Origin of the sequence: Corynebacterium sp. HMSC059E07 (assembly GCF_001814395.1) — a bacterium.
GTDB lineage: Bacteria > Actinomycetota > Actinomycetes > Mycobacteriales > Mycobacteriaceae > Corynebacterium > Corynebacterium hesseae.
In genome coordinates this window covers 15,874-34,008 of sequence record NZ_KV816341.1, presented here as the reverse complement: position 1 = coordinate 34,008, position 18,135 = coordinate 15,874, and the positions used below count along the sequence as shown (strand labels likewise).

Below are 18,135 nucleotides of genomic sequence, written 5' to 3'. Positions count from 1 at the left end.
AGTTCGGTGAACAATACCGATCAGAGCAAGAAGCGTACGCGCGAGGCTAAGCGGATTCTTAAAGATATTATCTATCCGCACAACATCCATCCCGCCTTGGTTCCGGGCGTGTCCATCGAAGACCAAAAGGTGAAGTATGGGGTGGACAAACCCATTTTGATCGTCGTGGGCGGACTCATTGTGGCATTCGTTGCCTGGGGTGTCATCGCACCCGAGCAGGTTTTCACTGCCTCCTCCGCGGCTTTGGATTGGGTCATGCGCAACCTGGGATGGATCTTTACCACGCTGGCAACATTCCTTATGTTCTTGCTCCTCATCCTCGCCTTTTCCAAATACGGAAAGATTCCCTTGGGCGTGGATGGAGAGAAGCCGGAGTTCTCTACTGTGAGCTGGGCAGCGATGCTCTTTGGAGCCGGCATCGGCATCGGAATTATCTTCTTCGGCCCCTTCGAACCGCTGAGCTACTACCTGTCACCCCGGCCCGGCGCTTATGAGGCCGCCAGCGATGACGCCGTCATGGGCGCGATGGCTCAAGCAGCAATGCACTGGGGAATCAATGCGTGGGCAATCTATGCCATCGGCGGACTGTGTGTGGCCTACGTGTCCTACCGCCGCGGGCGAGTGCCGTTGATGAGTTCTATCCTCATGCCGCTTTTTGGCAACCGCGAGACGGACTCCATACCCGCGCGCATCATCGACGGGCTAGCGATCATCGCCACGCTCTTCGGCACCGCGGCAACACTTGGTATTGGAGCCTTGCAGATCGGCCGCGGCGTGGAAATCGTCAGCGGCTGGTCAACCACGGGCAACACGGCGGCACTGGTCATCATCATAGTGCTGTCCATCGGCACGATCTTCTCCGCGGTCTCGGGTGTATCGAAAGGAATCCGCTGGCTGTCCAACATCAACCTTGTCTTGGCGCTCGGGCTCGCGGTCTTCTTCTTTGTCGTGGGGCCCACCGCCTTCCTGGCCAACATGCTGCCCGCCGTCATCATTGAGTACCTCGATGAGATGCCGAGCATGCTCTCCGCCAACATGGGACAAGGCGAAGAAATGGTGTCATTCTTGTCCTCCTGGACCACGTTCTACTGGGCCTGGTGGGTGTCCTGGGCGCCCTTCGTCGGTGTGTTCGTGGCCAAGATCTCGCGCGGGCGTACCATCCGCCAGTACATCTTGGGCGTCTTGCTTATTCCTTCCGCCATCATTGTCTGTGCTTTCACCATTCTGGGCGGAACGACAATCTGGCTGCAGCGTCGCGACGGAGATATTGCGCCCGATGGAACGATTGACTCCATGCCGCCTGCAGAAGATATCTTCTTCACCGTTCTGGATCACCTGCCGGGGTCGCAGATCATGGCGCCGCTCGTGCTCGTCATGCTCATCGTCTTCTTCATCACCACGGCGGATTCCGCGTCCATCGTGAATTCACAGCTCACGCAACGCGGCAACCCTAAGCCGAAGCCCGGGGTCACCATCTTCTGGGTCATGTGTATGGCGGGAATCGCCGTAGTGATTCTTCTCGCGGGCGGCCGTAATGCGCTGCAAGGCCTCCAGAACCTCATCACCGTGACTGCATTGCCTTTCGCGGTCATCATTGTGCTCATGTGCATCGCGTTGATTCGGGAGTTGCGTCACGACCCCGCCGCGATCCGTACGTTCTATGAAGAACAAGCAGTGTCCAATGCCATCATCCACGGCGTGCGGGAACACGGCGACAACTTTGCGTTGGCCATTGAGCCCACAACGGATGATTCCGCCTACGCCACTGGTGCAGACTTTGATTCCACCGCGGCGGAAGTCACCGAGTGGTACGCGCGCACGGATGAAGAAGGACACGCGGTAGGCTATGACTACGAAACCGGCGAGTACACCGACGACGACCCGACAGTCAAGGACGGCGAGTCACTTGCGCTACCGCCAGAGGACAGCACAGACAGGCTATAGTTTCCCACTATGGATCTAGCCACCATCGCCTTTGCTTTCAGCCTCGTGCTGTTGTCTGGCTTGTCGACGTCCATCGGTGCCGCCCTGGCCGTCGGCAAGCGCGAGCCCGGGCCGAAGTTTATGGCCGCAGCCCTGGGGTTGTCTGCGGGCGTAATGCTCTACGTCTCCTTTATGGAGATCCTGCCGCAGTCCCTAGAGAAGCTGGAAAGCACCCTTGGGGGAGAGGCCACTGCCACGTGGACGATGATGGCGGCGTTCTTCGCCGGCATTGCGGTCATCGCCATTATCGACCGCCTCGTTCCCGAGGAGATTAACCCGCACGAGCCGGCCACTACAGAGGAAGAAGCACGCCGCAAGAGGCTGATGAAGACCGGCATATTCACCGCCTTCGCGCTGGCCATTCACAATTTCCCCGAGGGCTTCGCCACATTTCTTTCGGGCCTCGAAGCCCCTGAAATTGCTATCCCCGTTGCGGTAGCCATCGCCATCCACAACATTCCGGAAGGTATTGCGGTTGCGGTTCCCTTGCGCAGTGCCATGGGATCGCGCACGAAGGCATTTTGGTGGGCCACGATTTCTGGGCTCGCTGAGCCTGTCGGCGCCATTATCGGATTCGCTCTGCTCATGCCGTTCATTGGCCCGATGACGTTTGGCATAAGCTTTGCCGTCATCGCAGGAATCATGGTGTTCATCTCCCTGGATGAGCTTTTGCCCACGGCGGAGGAGACTGGCGAACACCACTGCGCCATCTACGGCCTCATCGCTGGTATGGCGGTCATGGCAGTGTCCCTCGCGATGTTTATTTAACGCGCTCCGCGGTGGCCTTGACCGCCATGATGATGGTGACGATAACGGAGCCGAGAATAAAGCCGCACACCATGGACAAGCCGGTGTCCGCCAACCAGGCGAGCGCGCCATTGTTGATGCTCTCGGTCACGTGGTGGATGAAGCCATAGGGCTGCTCAGCGCCGAACTCGCTCAAGCCCTTGACCACGATGTGGCCGCCGACCCACAACATGGCGGCGGTGCCGATGATGCCGATGATGTTGAGCACGATGGGCATGCCCTTGACCAGGGCGGTACCCACGGCCGAATCGCCATCATGGCGCTTGAGCAGGGCGAGGCCGATATCGTCCATTTTGACCAAGAGCCCGACGGCGCCATAAACACCTAAGGTCAAGAGAATGCCGACGGCAACCAAGGCGCCGAGGCGCAGCCAGAAGGGCTGGTCCATGACCTCGTTGAGGGAGATCACCATGATTTCGGCGGAGAGGATGAGGTCCGTGGTGATCGCGGATTTGACCAGAGAATCTTCGGCGTCGGCGCCCTTTTCTTCTACGGTCTGCTCCTCCTCGCCGCGGTGGAGGATAGCATGGAAAATCTTTTCCGCGCCCTCGAAGCACAGGTATGTGCCGCCGCACATGAGGATGGGGGTGAGCGCCCAAGGAGCGATCCACGACAGGATGAGCGCAATCGGCAGGATGATGACGAGCTTGTTGATGAGCGAGCCCTTGGTAATCCGCCAAATCATCGGCAGCTCACGCTGCGGTTTGACGCCTTGGACGTATTGGGGCGTGACAGCGGCGTCATCGACGACGACTCCCGCTGCTTTCACCGAGGTCTTTCCGGCCAATGCTGTTACGTCGTCGACGCTGGAGGCAGCGGAGCGGGCGATCAGGGCGACGTCATCAAGCAGGGCAAAAAGGCCACCGGCCATGGCTCACTTCCTTGTGGTGTAGGGGTAAGTGTTTACCCTAGGTTACTCGGCAGGAACGAGCTCCACATTTTCTGCCCAGGTAAGTTCCATGCCCAGCGTGCGCAGCCAGCTCATGGCGTCATCGCCGTAGCGCGTGATGCCCTCGACGGCGGTAAGCGTGCGCTCCATGGCGCGCTCGGCCTCCTCGGCGCTGATGAGGCCGTTGGAGGTTGCGGCGGCTAGCTCGTCGATGTCGAGCACATCAACCGGCTCGCCGGAGGTGGAGACCAAGTCGACATAAAGATCGCGGGTAGTCCACACATCACCGTCGACGTCGATATCAGCGACGTCGATGTAGAAATCTTGGTGGACATCCACGCCCTCGCGGAAGTGGAAGATATTGGCGCGCAGGCCCAGCTCCGGGAGCAACCAGGATTCAAGGTAGCCGAAGCGCGGGTGGTTGGCGCCGCGGGCCATGTAAAGGCCAAAGTCGGTGACCCGGTAGGTGTCTACCTCCCGCTGAAAACCTTTCGGGTCGACGTTGATGTTGTCGGTGGTGTTAAAGGTTTCTTGCTTGACTGGGTGCAGGTCAGTGCTCATTAGTTAACCTCGAGGTAAGCCGCGGTAGGTGGGAAAGAACACGAGGATTCAGCAGTGTTGACCGCACCGGAGAGGACCGCCACGACGGTGCCCTTGCCCGTTGCTGCGCGGCCCGAGACCGTGGTCGGCCCATCGGCGTTGATGCCGTTGTTGAATAGGGGAGTGGTGCCGAACTGGAAGGTATCCAGGTTGAACCACTGGACGCTCATGGCACCCTGCTGCTCTGCGGCGGTGGGGGTGCCCAGCGCGGTGAAGAGGAAGACGGTTTCTCTTTCGCCTGCGCCTGGGGCCGGCATATCGGTCGGGCCAGGCACGGCGATGGCGGAACCCACCGAATCGCCCTGCCCGCCGATGCACTGCGCAGAGACCGTAGGCCAGTAGAACTGGCGGAAGCCGGGGTTGTTTCCCTCCGGCATGGCCACACCGCCTTCGCCGCCGTCACCGGCGGAGAAGTTAAGGGCGGTGAGGATGGCGCTGCGGGCCTCCTGTGGAATCCATGGCTGTGCCGCGAAAGCGCGAACACGCTCCTGTGTCTCCGGGGTGGGGCGGCCGAGGCTGTCCAGCGGGCTACTGCTCTGTGGAATGTTCACCAGCGAGGAGAGATCGGGGGCGCCGGCATGTGCTGGCGTGATGCTGAGGAAGCCCATCATCACGGCAGCAGTTAGTCCGGCGACGCCACGGCGGGCGGAGCGGGAAGAGCGCTGTTCGGAAAGGGCCATGGAAAATCCTTGTGTTTGGGTAGGGGAACGTGGCGGCAGGAAACTAAATCACATGCGTCACAATAGTATCTGCTGCCACAATATTCACTTTTTTGGCGTAGTCAACTCTAAATAGAGACCTACTGTGCGGTATGTCGGCTGTTGATATCGTTTCGTTACATCGCGCGCTAAAGCGCGCGATACGCACGATGCTGCACATGAAAGAGCTAGAGAGTATATTTAAGGGCCGTTCATACCGCTAACGCATCATGCTTTAAAGGAGCACCCCACACGTGAGTAATACTGAGTTCCGTAACGTAGCCATCGTCGCACACGTTGACCACGGTAAAACCACCCTCGTCAACGGAATGCTGGAGCAGTCCGGCGCTTTCGGCGACCATGGCGAACACTCGGACCGCGTCATGGACTCCAATGATCAGGAGCGCGAGCGCGGCATCACCATTCTGGCGAAGAATACCGCCATTCACCGCAAGGGCCTGGGCAAGGACGGCGGGGACCTCATCATCAACGTCATCGACACCCCGGGCCACGCCGACTTCGGCGGCGAGGTCGAGCGCGGCATCTCCATGGTGGACGGCGTTGTGCTGCTTGTCGATGCCTCCGAAGGCCCCCTCCCGCAGACCCGCTTCGTGCTCACCAAGGCACTGGAAGCGAAGCTGCCGGTCATCATCTGCGTGAATAAGACCGACCGCCCCGACGCCCGTATCGACGAGGTCGTCACCGAAGCGCAGGATCTTCTGCTGGAAATCGCTGCCGGCCTCGAAGATGAGGAAGCAGCCGCTGCCGCCGAGGAACTCTTGGACCTGCCGGTTCTCTACGCTTCCGGCCGCGAGGGCAAGGCCTCGACCGAAAACCCGGGTGACGGCAATGTTCCTAACGCCGACGACCTGCAGGCGCTTTTCGACGTCATCTACGAGGTCCTCCCTGAGCCCTCCGCCAAGGTCGACGCCCCGCTGCAGGCCCACGTGACCAACCTGGACTCCGACGACTTCCTGGGTCGTATCGCACTGCTGCGCATCTACTCCGGCACCATCAAGAAGGGCCAGCAGGTGGCCTGGATGCACTACGACGACGAGGGCGAGATGCACGTCAAGCAGGTCAAGGTGGCCGAGCTGCTGCGCACCGTCGGCTTCGAGCGTCAGCCGGACACCGAGGCCATCGCCGGTGACATCGTGGCCATCTCCGGTATCTCCGACATCATGATCGGTGACACCATCGCCGACGTCGAGGATCCGAAGCCGCTGCCGCGCATTAAGGTCGACGAGCCGGCTATCTCCATGACCATCGGCGTGAACACCTCCCCGATGGCAGGCCAGGGCGGCGGCGACAAGCTGACCGCCCGCATGGTCAAGGCCCGCTTGGACCAGGAGCTCATCGGTAACGTCTCCATCAAGGTGCTGCCGACTGAGCGTCCCGATGCATGGGAGGTACAGGGCCGCGGCGAGATGGCACTGTCCGTGCTCATCGAGAACATGCGCCGCGAGGGCTTCGAGCTGACCGTCGGCAAGCCGCAGGTGGTCACCCAGGTCATCGACGGCAAGACCATGGAGCCCTACGAGATGCTCACCATCGACTCCCCATCGGAATTCCAGGGTGCTATCACCCAGCTGCTGGCCTCCCGCAAGGGCCAGATGCAGTCCATGGACGTCCGCGAGGGCGACTGGGTCCGCATGGTCTTCCGCGTCCCAGCGCGCGGCCTGATCGGCTTCCGCACCCAGTTCCTGACGGAGACCCGCGGTTCCGGTATCGCTAACTCCATCTCCGATGGTCTCGACGTGTGGGCCGGAGACATCAAGGCTCGCCCGACCGGCTCGCTCGTGGCCGACCGTTCCGGCCAGATCACCGCTTATGCTCTGCAGCAGCTGGCGGACCGCGGTGACTTCTTCGTGGAGCCGGGCATGGAGGCCTATGAGGGCATGGTCGTCGGCGCCAACAACCGTGATGAGGATATGGACATCAACATCACCAAGGAAAAGAAGCTGACCAACATGCGCTCCGCCACCGCCGACGCCACTGTCACGCTGGCTAAGGCCAAGACCCTGTCCCTCGATGAGGCACTGGAGTTCTGTGGCACCGATGAGTGCGTCGAGGTGGGCCCGAAGGTCCTGCGCGTGCGCAAGGTCGAGCTATCCGCCACCGACCGCAAGCGCGCGGCCGCACGCGCTAAGCAGCTCAACAAGTAGGCTGCTGTGGGCGTCGCCAAGCGGCGCCCCACCGCTAGGACCACCTGCCCCGGGGTATTAAAATAGCGCGGAAGAGTTTTCCGGACGTAAAGGTTGTGTGGAGTGGACCGTTTCCTGCCCCGGCTCGGAGTCATTCTCGCAGCCGCCGTGCTGACTGCATGCCAAGCCAACCCCGGCCCGCCGCCGGTGGTGGACGAGGACGATCGCAGCGCCACGCCCACGAACTCAAGCATCACCACTCCGCCGCCGGAGGCAGCACCCAAGGAAGACGCACTGCCGAAGCGCAGCACCGTGGCCATTGGGGTGGACCCGCTGCGCGGCGGGCTCAACCCGCACCTCGTGGCGAATAATTCGGAGCTGGTCAACCAAATCGCTGAGCTAGTGCTGCCCTCGGCCTTCCATGGGGACCAGATGGACACGGATGTCCTCGAATCCGCCGAGGAAATCGACGCTCCGGGCAGTATTGCCATGCGGGTGCGCTACACCATCGCCGCGCCAGCGCAATGGTCCGATGGGACGCCGATCAGTGGCTCTGACTTCAATTATTTGTGGTCCCAGATCACGCGCACTCCGGGTGCTAAAAACGTGTCCGGTTACCGGGCAATTTCGGCCGTGCGGACTTCCGGTAATGGGCGAGTGGTCACCGTGGACTTCGACCACCGCGTGGAGGACTGGCACAAGCTCTTTGCCCACCTATTGCCCTCCCATGTGCTGGAGGACAAGGACTTCACCTCGGCCTTAGCTGAGGGTATCCCAGCCTCTGCTGGACGCTACCTCGTCGAAGGGATGGACCGCGGGCGAGGGATTATCACGCTTAACCGCAATGACCGGTTCTGGGGAGAGGATCCCGCACATATCGACGTGATCCAATTGCGCGCTGTGCGCGATACCGCACAGGTGGTGAACATGCTGCGCTCGCACCAGATTGGGTTTGCTGACTTCACCCCGCAGCAGACCACCCTGGAGAATTTGAGCCTGCTCAGCAACGTCAATACCGGTGTGGTGACCCGGCAGCGTCAGCTCCGCCTGGAGATGTCGGCCGCCGAGGGCGCTCTCGAGGAACAGCCGCAACGCCGCGCCTTGGCTTCGCTGCTCAACACCGACCAGCTGGCCCGGCTTGCCACCGGCCGCGCTTCGGAGCTCGAACCGGGGGAGAACCCCTTCGATAGCAACGCAGAACTTGCCCCGCTGCGTGAGCGTGCGGGCCGCAAACCCGTGCGCATCGCCGCGGATCCCCTCAATCCAACTGCCCTGGCTGCGGCCACCACCATCGTGGACGTGTTGCAAGCCAAGGCCATCGACGCGGAGCTCGTCACCGAACGCCCGACCACCATAACTTCTGACTTGCTCCCGGCTGGCAAAGTTGACGCCGTGGTGGCGTGGGATGAAAACGGCAGCGATGCGCTGAGTCTGGCTAACTACTTCGTGTGCGCAACGCCCACGCGGCCTGCGGCAACGCAGTCGGGGTTCTGCCCTGAAGAGTCCGCGAAGACTGCTACCGATATTTTGTCGGGAAAGCTCGACTCCGCAGCGGCTCAAGAGCAGGTGGAGCACCTCAACAAAGAAGAAGTTCTCTTCGTCCCGTTGCTTAATGAGGTGCGAATCCACGCTTTGGGCAAGGGTATTGTTGGCCCCGGACAAAGCATCAAGGACTGGGACTCCGGTCTGATTAGCGCACCGCAGTGGAGGAAAGACGATGAATAAGGATCTCACCGGCTATCGTGTCGTGGCCGTTCACGCGCACCCGGATGATGAGGTGCTCTTTACAGGCGGCACGTTGGCGGACTTGTCCGCACGCGGCGCGCAGGTCACCGTGATTACCGCGACGCTGGGGGAGGAGGGCGAAATCATCGGCGAACCCTACCAAGGCCTCGCGGAAACAGATCAGCTGGGAGGGTTCCGCGCCTGGGAGCTCAAGCACGCGCTCGACGCCTTAGGCGTTGATGGCATCCAGCTGGGTGGCTTCGGGCACTTTCGGGATTCTGGGATGGAAGGTTCCCCCGCCCATGATCACCCGCGGGCCCTGGTCAACCGTGTGGAGGAAGCAGCAGACCTGTTGCGCGGCCACCTTGAACAGCTGCGCCCGCACGCGGTGCTGACCTATGGTCCGGACGGCGGCTACGGTCACCCAGACCACATCGCCGTGCACAAGGCCGTGCACGCGGCCGCAGTACCTGATCAGCGCATTTGGTGGGCCGTCTTTGAGCGTGCCGCGCACTATCGGGGTCTCGACGCTATTACTCCTCCGGATGGCTGGAGCCTGCCGGACAAGGCGTACCTGGACAACTTCACCAACGCCGGCTGCGACGTGACCTACGAGCTCAGCGACGCAGCACTTGCTGCCAAGCGCGCCGCGATGCTGGCCCACGCCACGCAGATCTGGCTTGCCGACGGCTCCCTCACCACCGTCAACCCCCACGCCGCCCAGGCGGGTCTTAAGGACCCCGCCCAAGTCCCCGCCGCCTATGCCTTGTCCAATCTGCTCACGATGCCGCTGCTGCGCCAGGAGTTCTACCAGCTTGGCCAGGGAGAGCCGCAGGATTCATTGCTGGGGGAGAAGTGAGCGAGCGCGCCATTCGCACTGATTTCTCCCGGGGCGAGCAAATAGGTGGCTTGGTGTGGCTGGTCTTGGGAGCGCTCTGCTCGCTGACGCTCGAGGTGGTCTACCTTACCGCCCGGGTGCCGTGGTTTGACGGGGCCAGCGTGGCCTTTCCCATCACCATCCTCATCGCCTTCTGGTTCAACGGGGTGTTGACCCGCACAGCGCGTCTGTGGAGTGAGAATCCCTACATCGCAGGCGTGCCAGGACTGGCCTGGGTGGGTGGTTTTCTCGCATTCATGCTGGGAGCCGCCATCGGGGATGGCAGCCTGCTGGCCAATAATATTCTCAGCCTGCTGCTGTTCGCTGCGGGAATCGCGGGCAGCGTTTGGCCATTTTTCGCCTCGGAGTAGCATACTGTTATTCGTAGAAAACCCGTGACACACAGGAGTTTAAACACCTTATGACTTACACCATCGCGCAGCCCTGCGTCGACGTGATGGACCGCGGCTGCGTTGAAGAGTGCCCGGTCGACTGCATCTACGAGGGCAAGCGCATGCTCTACATCCACCCAGACGAGTGCGTGGACTGCGGCGCCTGCGAGCCGGCTTGCCCGGTGGAGGCCATCTTCTACGAGGATGACGTCCCGGATGAGTGGTTGGACTACAACGACGCCAATGCCGCCTTCTTTGATGATCTCGGCTCCCCGGGTGGCGCGGCAGCACTTGGACCGCAGGACTTTGACGTCCCGATGATCGCTAAGCTCCCACCCCAGAACCAGGAGTAGAGCATGAGCCGCACGCCGCTTGGACGCACGCTTCCGGATTTTCCGTGGAACTCGCTCGCCGGCGCCAAGAAGAAAGCCCAGGCGCATCCGGACGGGATCGTTGACCTATCGGTGGGCAATCCCGTTGATCCAGTTGCCCCTGGCGTGCAGTTAGCGCTGTCCGCAGCGGCCGAGGCTCCCGGCTATCCGCAGACTCAGGGCACTCCGGAGCTGCGCGAGGCCATCGCGAAGGCACTTGAGCGCCGCTACACCATGAACGTGGACGCGGTGCTACCGGTCATCGGCACCAAGGAGACTATCGCCTGGCTGCCCACTTTGCTGGGCATGCGCGGTGAGACCGTGGCTTTCCCGACGGTGGCTTACCCCACCTATGAAGTCGGCGCCCTCTTGGCCGGTGCTAAGCCCCTGCGCGCCGACGAGGATTTCCAGGATGCGTCGCTCGTGTTCATCAACTCGCCGTCGAATCCGACGGGCAGGGTGCTGGGCGTCGAGAAGCTGCGCGAAATCGTCGCTTGGGCGCGCGCGAACAATGCCATCGTGGCCTCGGACGAGTGCTACATGGGCTTGGGTTGGGACGATGAGAACCCGCCGGTGTCCATCTTGGACCCGCGCGTGACCGATGGCGACAATACCGGGCTTATCGCCATGCATTCGCTGTCCAAGAGCGCGAACATGGCCTCCTATCGCGCCGGTTTCTTTGCGGGCGATGCCAAGCTCATCGCGGAGCTGCTGGAGCTGCGTAAGCACGCGGGGCTCATTGTTCCAGGCCCCATCCAGGCGGCGATGGTTGCCGCGCTTGACGACGACCCCTCCGAAGCCCTCCAGCGCCAACGCTACGCCGCGCGCCGTGTGGAGCTCATGCGGGCGCTGACTGGCGCGGGCTTTAGGATCGAGCACTCCGAGGCTGGGCTCTACCTGTGGGTAACGCGCGGTGAGAACTGCCGCGAGACCGTCGACTGGCTGGCCGAGCGCGGCATCCTCGTTGCACCGGGTGACTTCTATGGCCCAGCGGGCGAGCAGTTCGTGCGCATTGGCCTCAACGGTACGGACGAGCGCATCGCGGCGGCGGTGGCGCGCTTGGCTGAGTAAGTGGCCTTTCGCCCGCCGGCGCGGGAGGGGATTAGCCCGCGCAAGGTGATGCTCACTGGCATCGTGCCCGCCACACCTACCTATTGGGCAGGTGAGGCGGGCGATTCCGCGTTTTCTCCTGGCACTCGCTTGGAGCCCGGCACTCTACTTCCTGGCCCTACGCTGGCGTGGTATCACCCCTCGGTACCTTCCGAAGATCCTATTCCCTTTGACTACCGGGTGGTGTTTGAGGACGGGGACCTGATAGTCGCGGACAAGCCGCACTTCTTACCCACGACGTCGAATGGACGCATCGTTCGCGAGACGCTCCAGACACGCTTGCGCGTGGACTTTAATGAGGACTCCATCGTGCCGCTGCACAGGCTGGACCGGTTGACTTCGGGGTTGGTGCTGTGCTCGCGCAATTCCCGCACGCGCGCTGCGTATCAGCAACTCTTTCAGAAGCGTTCGGTGGTGAAGCACTACCGGGCTCAGGTGGCCGCGCCCTTCTCCTTCGACGGCACTGTACGGCTGGCGATGCGGCGCGTGCGTGGTGAACGCCAGGTCCGTGTGGATTCCACCGGTACGCCTACGGTGACACGAGTGAGCGCTAGTGGAACGACTGCCGATGTATGGCCGCTCACCGGCCATACCCACCAGATTCGCGTGGTACTTAACCACCTGGGACATCCGATTGTGGGGGATGATACTTATCCCGTGGATCGAGGCTTGGATCTTTATGATTTCTCCACGCCGCTGCTGCTTTCCCATGTCGCTTTGAGTTTTAGCGATCCAGTTACCGGCCGCAAGCGTGAGTTCAAGCTGTGAGATTGGGCGCTAATGCAGCGTGCGTTTTAGTTTGTGCTGATTGAACGACTAAACTCAAATGAAGTTTTATTCATCATAATTGAGCATTTTGTACGAAGGGCGTGTCCATGGCGGATCTGAGCTTTGCTCGCTTTGCCTCGAATTTTGGCCAGTTCATTAAGTTCGGTCTGGTTGGCGGTTCGGGCGCGTTGGTCAATATTGCAGTTTCAATCCTGGCCGCAAAGTGTGGGTTGGCTTGGTTCGGCGCTACGCCGCATGACGCGATGTTCAACCTCTTCGGCACCCAGTTTCACGTGCGCTGGTTCATGCTCTTTTCCACCATCGCCTTCCTCGTTGCGAATACGTGGAATTACCAGCTCAACCGCATGTGGACTTTTAAATCCGTTAGCAAAGTCTCGTGGTTGCGGGGTTTCTTCCCGTTCCTCATTACGGGCATTGGCGCGTATTTGGTGACTCTTGCTGTGCAGTACTTGCTGATGAATCCGACCTCGCCGTTGCAACTGCCGCCCGATATTTTCAATGACTCCACGGGCTTCCGCACGATGTATTACTGGGCCAATGCCATCTCAATCGTGGTAGCCATGCCGATTAACTTCATCTTCAACAAGCTGTGGACCTTCCGCTCGAAGCCCAAGGCGCCGGTCGTGGTCCACGAGACCGAACCGGCTTAATTATCGACCCTTCGCCCCGCCCAACCCTTCGCGCTCACCAGCGTCGGCCGGCGGGGCCTTTTTCATGTCGCGGTGAGCGGGAAGGGGGCGTCGGCAAGCACATGCTCCCTTCGCGCTTACCAGAATCACGGCGAGGAAGCGCTCCATCGCCCTGGTGAGCGCTTAGGGGTAATTGGTGGAAATGCCTCCTTCGCGCTCACGGGCGTCCAATAAATTCGGTAGCTACTGCTACCGGTGGGCGCGAAAGGGCGTGTTAGCGGTTTGACCGGTGAGATGGCGGGGTGAGATGCACTTCGGAGCTTGGTTCGGCGTGGCCCTATTCTCCCTTGGCGCTCACCGGCGCCTGCAAAATAGAGGAACCCGCCGTCCGCGGTGAGTGCGAAGGGCGGGATGGAGGAAGGTGGGCGGGGAAGAGCTGCCTAGTCGTCGAGCTCGGCGTCGAGGCGCTCTTGGTCGCGTTGGTGCTGGCGGCGGCGAAGGAATGGCGTGAAGATGATGGCGGCGGTCACGCCAGCCCCAGCGCCAACCAAGTAGGAGGTGGAGTCCGGTGCGTAAGCGTTATGGGCAATTCCGACGAACATCACAATGAGCGGGATGAGGTAGACGGCCATGGCGGACCAATTACGGCCAACAGATGGGGTAGCGACTCGTTTGCGCAGCCACGCCGTGCCGAAGAGATTGCCGATGATAGACGGTGCGATGGCGAGGAAGCACAGCATGCTCATCTGACCAGGGAGGACCCAGGCGAGGATGGCTGCGGCGACAAGCTCGAGGAAGAGTTTCGGGGTAGCGCTGATGGCATACGCCTTGTAGAAAGTCTCGCGTTCGTATTCGTCGCGGGAGGCGCGCTCGATCTCGTTGAGGGTGTAGTTGGCCAGGGCGTTAATCATGTTGTTCATCTCCAAAGACTTCTTCGACGGTTTTTCCTAGTTCGCGGCAGATGTCTAGCGCTAGGTAGACGGAGGGAGAGTAGTTGCCGCGTTCGATATTGGCGATAGTTTGGCGGGAAACTCCGGCTCTTTCAGCAAGGTCAGCTTGAGACATCTCGAGCCAACGCCGCCATTTGCGAACCATGTTCTGGTGCTCGGCCATCTGGTCTCCTTTACGGTGTGTAACGCTTACATGCCTTAGTGTAAAGCAAACTTGTCATGATGGCAATGTTTGCATGCATAAGTGCCAAGTCCAATAAGGCTGGGTCGCGGCAGAAGGGAGCTTGGGATTTCGCCCTTTGAGCAGCTCAAGAGTCGCTTTGATAAGCAAAAAGGCATCATCGAGGTGGTAGCGGATATCGTCGGCAGTAAAGCGCAAAACCGTATATCCATGTGCCACGGCCGCATTCTGCTTCGTACGGTCTGCTTGAAAAGCCCTGCCATCCTTGTGGTATTCCCAACCGTCGACTTCGACGATGAGCTTGCCAATCTTCAAGTCAAAGCGGTAGCCCGCGATGAGCGCATTGTGTTCAGGGAAGATTCCGGTCGTGCGCAGTCTTCGACTGAGTTGGCGCTCCGGCACACTGTCCGCGCCGATGGGTGTGTGGCGAATAGCCTCCTTTAGACGCCGGGGAATCCGACGCATTCTCCGCCGGTCGTTGTCTAAGCGCTCAGGGCCCGTCTTGCCGCGATAATGCTCTTCCAGCAATTGACCACACGCTGCGGCTATTCGCCGCGCCGCCCAGAGAACCTGAATGACCGGAAGTCCGTTGACCAGGGTTGTGGCCGAAAGCCGCGAATGCGTCACCCGAAAGTTCTTCCCCTTGAGCGTTCGTGGCCCCTCGGCCTCCAGCGGAAACGTCAAATTCCGCCCCAAGTGAATCTCCTGCGCGGTCTTACCCGTGAAATGTATTCGACTCAGCCCGTGAGCCAGAGCTTGTGCCACAGCTAACGGCGACCACTCATCGCTATAAATCCCCCGATGCACGCGAAACAGCTTTCCCGCGCGAAGCTTCCGCCGGATTGCCTCCTTGCTCAACCCCATCTCGCGCAGCTCTGCGGTAGTCCATGCCTTCATGAAACTCAAGGTATGCAGTGCTTGGCGACGAGTCGATAGTCAATTCTCCGCCTGTGGATAACCCTGCCTCAAAGCCAGATTCTGAGGGTTTATGTTGACGCGTCGTCTTCCTGTCTAGCGCATTCCCTATCGTTTGGGCTTTGCAGTGTTCGGATCGCCGCATCGATTCGGCGTTGTCGACCAACACAGCCCCTTAAATCCCTCCGCGCCCTTGGCGCTCACCGGGCTCGCTGATTAGCTGCTAGAGCTTTCGGCGGTGACCGCGAAGGGCATAGGCTTGGTCGGGAATTGCATCGGTGAGGTTGGGAATTGCATCGAGCGCCGTTCGGGTCCACCTACCTTTTGCGCTCACGGGGCAGGCGCCTGTCATTGTCCGCCCTTCGTTGGTGAGCGCGAAGGGCGCTTGCTGGGGTGACAGCTCATGCGGCATGCCCTTGGCGGCCACAGGGAACGGAGATACGGTGCTACGCAGTGCGCCGGTGAGCGCGAAGGGAGTGAGGTGGCTGCGAGGAGGAGTGAGGAAGGGACGCGAAGGGAGTGGAGTGGCAGCGGGAGGGGCGGCTAGCGGGCCTTCAGCTCCTCGGCTGTTGGTAGGGGCAGGCGAGCGGTCGGGGAGATTCCGCGGGCCTTAGCGTTGATCACGCCCGCGACAGCGAGCACAGCGAACATGGCGGCGGCGGAGTAGAGCTGGATGCGGGCGGAGGCGTCGCTAAGCATGAGCACCGCAATAGCTGCAAACAATGCCAGCGCGAACCACGTGAGGTAGGGGTAGGCCCACATGCGGACCGGCAGCGGGTGGATGGCCTCGAGCTGCGGGCGCAGGCGCAACTGGCTCACTGCAATGAAGACCCACACGATGAGCAGCGAAGCACCAGCGGCGTTCAGCATGAAGGACAGCAGCCATCCGGTATCCGCATAGTTGAGAACAACCATGACCGCGGAGAGCACCACGGACAGCGCAATGGCGGCGGTTGGCACGCCGCGGCGATCTGTTGCAGCGAAGAGCTTGGGCGCCTCACCTCGGGAGGCCAGCGAGTGCATCATGCGGGAGGAGGCGTAGATCTGCGCGTTGAACGCGGAGAGTAGCGCGAGCACGATGACCACTTCCATGATGGCCGCAGCACCAGGGATTCCAGCCCGGTCCAAGACCATCGTGAACGGAGACTCGGCGGCAGACTGCGCGGAGCCGAGCGAAGAGTAGGGCAGGAGGAAGGTGATGACGAGGACGGAGCCCAAGTAGAAGACCGAAATGCGAGTAATGGTGGTGCGCACCGCGTTGACAAGGGACTTCTCGGGGTCCTCGGATTCCGCCGCGGCAATGGCGACGACCTCGATGCCGCCGAAAGCAAAGGCCACGGCGAGCAGGCCGGCGGCCACGCCGCCGAGGCCGTTGGGCATGAAGCCGTCGGCAAGGAAGACGGACGTCCCGATGAAGGTGTGGCCAGGAAGCAGCCCGAAGATCAGCAGCGCACCGATGACAAGGAAGGCAATGATGACGGCGACCTTAATGAAGGCGAACCAGTACTCGAACTCGCCGAACAAGCGCACACGCAAGAGGTTGATGGTGCCAAAGAGCGCCACGCAGATGGCCGCGGGGATCCACGGCGGGCAGTCGAACCATGCGCCGATGAAACCAGCAGCGCCCGTAATTTCCGCGCCGAGGACGGCGACGGTGGCAAGCCAATAAATCCAGCCTTGTGTGAAGCCTGCCCAGCGTCCGATTCCGTGCTCGGCGTATTCAGAGAAGGAACCGGAAGCGGGGATGACCGTGCCCATCTCACCGAGCATTTGCATGACCAAGATGGCAAGGAAGCCAGCGATGAGGTAGGCCAAGAGAACCGCGGGACCGGCGGCGGAAATACCTACGCCGGTGCCTAGGAAAAGACCGGCACCGATAGTGGAGCCCAGCCCCATCATGGTTAGGTGGCGGACTTTCAAGCCGCTGCCGAGTGAGCTAGGAGAGGAATCGTTTTGAGCAGTCACCTTTAGCATTGTAGGCAGCTGCCAAGGCGTTTGGGCATAAAGGGGCCATTTTATAGCGCTTGTGCATAATGCGGAGGGCTTAAGTCCACGATCGCGAAAGGCCCCCGCAGAAACGGGGGCCTCAAGCAACAGCGCTTAGTTCTTGTGCAGATCCTCGTTGAGGGCCACAGCCTCAGACTTCCAGTCCACGGCCTCGACGGCGCCGGTGACGGAGTTGCGGCGCAGCAGAACGCCGGAGACGCCGGAGAGCTTAGAGCCCTTGACAGTCTCGCCCTCGGACAGACCCAGGGCCTGAGCAATCTTGCCAAAGACCGCAATCTTGGTGCCGGCGGTGACGTAGAGGCCGGCTTCGACGACGGAGTCGTCGCCAAGCGAAATGCCCACACCCGAGTTCGCACCGAGCAGGCAGCGCTCGCCGATGGAGATGACCTCCTTGCCGCCGCCGGAGAGGGTGCCCATGATGGAGGCGCCGCCGCCGATATCGGAACCATTGCCCACGACGACACCCGCGGAGATGCGGCCCTCGACCATGGAGGCGCCCAGGGTGCCGGCGTTGAAGTTAACGAAGCCCTCGTGCATCACGGTCGTGCCCTCGGCGAGGTGGGCACCTAGGCGTACTCGGTCGGCATCGCCAATGCGCACGCCGGACGGGACGACGTAGTCCACCATGCGCGGGAACTTATCGACGGAGTAGACAACGACCGGACCGCGGGAAGCGAGGCGGCCGCGGACCATCTGGAAATCGGCAACCGCGCAGGGGCCGTAGTTGGTCCACACCACGTTGGCCAGCTTGCCGAAGATCCCGTCCACGTTCAGGCCGTGAGGCTTGACTGCGCGGTGAGAGAGCAGGTGCAGGCGCAGGTAAGCGTCGTAGGTATCGGCAGGTGCTGCGTCAAGGTCCGCAATCTTAGTCTCCACGGCGATGCGGGCGACGCCGCGTTCCTCATCGGGGCCAACCAGGTCAGCGAATTGCTGCGGAACCTCCTCCAAGCGCTCGGTGCCGCTGGCGTCTACAGAAATATCGGTGTGAACTGCTGGGAACCAAACGTCCAGGACGGTGCCGTCGTGGGTAATGGTTGCCAGGCCGCGTGCGGATGCTGAAGTCATAGG

At 61.3% G+C, this 18,135-nt stretch carries 18 protein-coding genes; 10 read left to right on the top strand and 8 right to left on the bottom strand.

Features of this window, described 5'->3' with window-relative positions; all coding sequences use genetic code 11:
* The first annotated feature begins 6 nt into the window (after positions 1-6).
* Both HMPREF2967_RS12530 and zupT read left to right on the top strand, forming a co-directional pair.
* Positions 7-1,944: a BCCT family transporter gene (locus HMPREF2967_RS12530; RefSeq protein ID WP_070686823.1), complete on the top strand. Its 1,938-nt coding sequence runs from the start codon at positions 7-9 to the stop codon at positions 1,942-1,944.
* 9 nt (positions 1,945-1,953) lie between these two features.
* Positions 1,954-2,751, top strand: a complete 798-nt coding sequence (gene zupT, locus HMPREF2967_RS12525) for a zinc transporter ZupT (protein ID WP_070686822.1) — start codon at positions 1,954-1,956, stop codon at positions 2,749-2,751.
* On the opposite strand, the gene HMPREF2967_RS12520 is transcribed toward zupT, so the two are convergent.
* Genes HMPREF2967_RS12520 through HMPREF2967_RS12510 form a run of 3 tightly spaced genes read right to left on the bottom strand, consistent with a single transcriptional unit; the run spans position 2,744 to position 4,959 of the window.
* Complete coding sequence (locus tag HMPREF2967_RS12520) at positions 2,744-3,661, bottom strand: DUF808 domain-containing protein (protein WP_070686820.1); 918 nt, start codon at positions 3,659-3,661, stop codon at positions 2,744-2,746. The genes zupT and HMPREF2967_RS12520 overlap by 8 nt on opposite strands.
* 42 nt (positions 3,662-3,703) lie before the next feature.
* On the bottom strand, positions 3,704-4,240 hold the full coding sequence (locus HMPREF2967_RS12515) for a ribonuclease FAU-1 family protein (protein WP_070530369.1): 537 nt from the start codon (positions 4,238-4,240) through the stop codon (positions 3,704-3,706).
* Positions 4,240-4,959, bottom strand: a complete 720-nt coding sequence (locus HMPREF2967_RS12510; RefSeq protein WP_070686818.1) for an Rv1157c family protein — start codon at positions 4,957-4,959, stop codon at positions 4,240-4,242. Before HMPREF2967_RS12510 ends, HMPREF2967_RS12515 begins: the two co-directional genes overlap by 1 nt.
* A 272-nt stretch (positions 4,960-5,231) precedes the next feature.
* Between HMPREF2967_RS12510 and typA the strand changes: the two genes are divergently transcribed.
* The 8 genes from typA to HMPREF2967_RS12470 all read left to right on the top strand — a co-directional run bounded on the left by typA (position 5,232) and on the right by HMPREF2967_RS12470 (position 13,035).
* Positions 5,232-7,142, top strand: a complete 1,911-nt coding sequence (typA, locus tag HMPREF2967_RS12505) for a translational GTPase TypA (RefSeq protein ID WP_070524897.1) — start codon at positions 5,232-5,234, stop codon at positions 7,140-7,142.
* Between the two features lie 102 nt (positions 7,143-7,244).
* A complete protein-coding gene (locus tag HMPREF2967_RS12500; RefSeq protein ID WP_070686816.1) occupies positions 7,245-8,846 on the top strand; it encodes an ABC transporter family substrate-binding protein in 1,602 nt (533 codons plus the stop codon).
* Positions 8,839-9,705: a PIG-L family deacetylase gene (locus HMPREF2967_RS12495; protein ID WP_070686814.1), complete on the top strand. Its 867-nt coding sequence runs from the start codon at positions 8,839-8,841 to the stop codon at positions 9,703-9,705. Before HMPREF2967_RS12500 ends, HMPREF2967_RS12495 begins: the two co-directional genes overlap by 8 nt.
* Complete coding sequence (locus HMPREF2967_RS12490; RefSeq protein ID WP_070686812.1) at positions 9,702-10,094, top strand: hypothetical protein; 393 nt, start codon at positions 9,702-9,704, stop codon at positions 10,092-10,094. The genes HMPREF2967_RS12495 and HMPREF2967_RS12490 overlap by 4 nt, the downstream gene beginning before the upstream one ends.
* A 50-nt stretch (positions 10,095-10,144) precedes the next feature.
* Positions 10,145-10,468: a ferredoxin gene (gene fdxA / locus HMPREF2967_RS12485; protein ID WP_070524905.1), complete on the top strand. Its 324-nt coding sequence runs from the start codon at positions 10,145-10,147 to the stop codon at positions 10,466-10,468.
* A gap of 3 nt (positions 10,469-10,471) precedes the next feature.
* Positions 10,472-11,557 carry a succinyldiaminopimelate transaminase gene (gene dapC / locus HMPREF2967_RS12480; protein ID WP_070686810.1) on the top strand — a complete coding sequence of 362 codons (1,086 nt, stop codon included), beginning with the start codon at positions 10,472-10,474 and terminating at the stop codon, positions 11,555-11,557.
* Positions 11,558-12,364, top strand: coding sequence for a pseudouridine synthase (locus HMPREF2967_RS12475; protein WP_070686809.1), 807 nt, complete (start codon positions 11,558-11,560; stop codon positions 12,362-12,364). It begins immediately after the preceding gene.
* Positions 12,365-12,471: 107 nt separating this feature from the next.
* Positions 12,472-13,035 carry a GtrA family protein gene (locus tag HMPREF2967_RS12470; RefSeq protein ID WP_070524912.1) on the top strand — a complete coding sequence of 188 codons (564 nt, stop codon included), beginning with the start codon at positions 12,472-12,474 and terminating at the stop codon, positions 13,033-13,035.
* A 419-nt stretch (positions 13,036-13,454) separates the two neighbouring features.
* Here HMPREF2967_RS12470 and HMPREF2967_RS12465 read toward each other — a convergent pair whose 3' ends face one another.
* The 5 genes from HMPREF2967_RS12465 to dapD form a co-directional block, all read right to left on the bottom strand.
* On the bottom strand, positions 13,455-13,934 hold the full coding sequence (locus HMPREF2967_RS12465) for a transcriptional regulator (protein WP_227485796.1): 480 nt from the start codon (positions 13,932-13,934) through the stop codon (positions 13,455-13,457).
* Complete coding sequence (locus tag HMPREF2967_RS13315) at positions 13,918-14,127, bottom strand: helix-turn-helix transcriptional regulator (RefSeq protein ID WP_070524916.1); 210 nt, start codon at positions 14,125-14,127, stop codon at positions 13,918-13,920. Before HMPREF2967_RS13315 ends, HMPREF2967_RS12465 begins: the two co-directional genes overlap by 17 nt.
* A gap of 54 nt (positions 14,128-14,181) precedes the next feature.
* On the bottom strand, positions 14,182-15,042 hold the full coding sequence (locus HMPREF2967_RS12455; protein ID WP_070562107.1) for a type IV toxin-antitoxin system AbiEi family antitoxin domain-containing protein: 861 nt from the start codon (positions 15,040-15,042) through the stop codon (positions 14,182-14,184).
* Between the two features lie 561 nt (positions 15,043-15,603).
* Positions 15,604-17,034 (bottom strand): amino acid permease, encoded by a 1,431-nt coding sequence (locus tag HMPREF2967_RS12450; protein WP_070562105.1) that lies wholly within the window; start codon positions 17,032-17,034, stop codon positions 15,604-15,606.
* 126 nt (positions 17,035-17,160) lie between these two features.
* Positions 17,161-18,132, bottom strand: coding sequence for a 2,3,4,5-tetrahydropyridine-2,6-dicarboxylate N-succinyltransferase (gene dapD / locus HMPREF2967_RS12445; RefSeq protein ID WP_070562103.1), 972 nt, complete (start codon positions 18,130-18,132; stop codon positions 17,161-17,163).
* Positions 18,133-18,135 lie beyond the last annotated feature (3 nt).

Coding starts and splice junctions, on each gene's coding strand:
- HMPREF2967_RS13315 (WP_070524916.1), bottom strand. CDS start 14,127: ATGGCCGAGCACCAGAACATGGTTCGCAAATGGCGGCGTTGGCTCGAG.
- fdxA (WP_070524905.1), top strand. CDS start 10,145: ATGACTTACACCATCGCGCAGCCCTGCGTCGACGTGATGGACCGCGGC.
- HMPREF2967_RS12510 (WP_070686818.1), bottom strand. CDS start 4,959: ATGGCCCTTTCCGAACAGCGCTCTTCCCGCTCCGCCCGCCGTGGCGTC.
- HMPREF2967_RS12470 (WP_070524912.1), top strand. CDS start 12,472: ATGGCGGATCTGAGCTTTGCTCGCTTTGCCTCGAATTTTGGCCAGTTC.
- HMPREF2967_RS12520 (WP_070686820.1), bottom strand. CDS start 3,661: ATGGCCGGTGGCCTTTTTGCCCTGCTTGATGACGTCGCCCTGATCGCC.
- HMPREF2967_RS12495 (WP_070686814.1), top strand. CDS start 8,839: ATGAATAAGGATCTCACCGGCTATCGTGTCGTGGCCGTTCACGCGCAC.
- dapC (WP_070686810.1), top strand. CDS start 10,472: ATGAGCCGCACGCCGCTTGGACGCACGCTTCCGGATTTTCCGTGGAAC.
- HMPREF2967_RS12450 (WP_070562105.1), bottom strand. CDS start 17,034: ATGCTAAAGGTGACTGCTCAAAACGATTCCTCTCCTAGCTCACTCGGC.
- dapD (WP_070562103.1), bottom strand. CDS start 18,132: ATGACTTCAGCATCCGCACGCGGCCTGGCAACCATTACCCACGACGGC.
- HMPREF2967_RS12515 (WP_070530369.1), bottom strand. CDS start 4,240: ATGAGCACTGACCTGCACCCAGTCAAGCAAGAAACCTTTAACACCACC.
- HMPREF2967_RS12465 (WP_227485796.1), bottom strand. CDS start 13,934: ATGAACAACATGATTAACGCCCTGGCCAACTACACCCTCAACGAGATC.
- HMPREF2967_RS12455 (WP_070562107.1), bottom strand. CDS start 15,042: ATGAAGGCATGGACTACCGCAGAGCTGCGCGAGATGGGGTTGAGCAAG.
- zupT (WP_070686822.1), top strand. CDS start 1,954: ATGGATCTAGCCACCATCGCCTTTGCTTTCAGCCTCGTGCTGTTGTCT.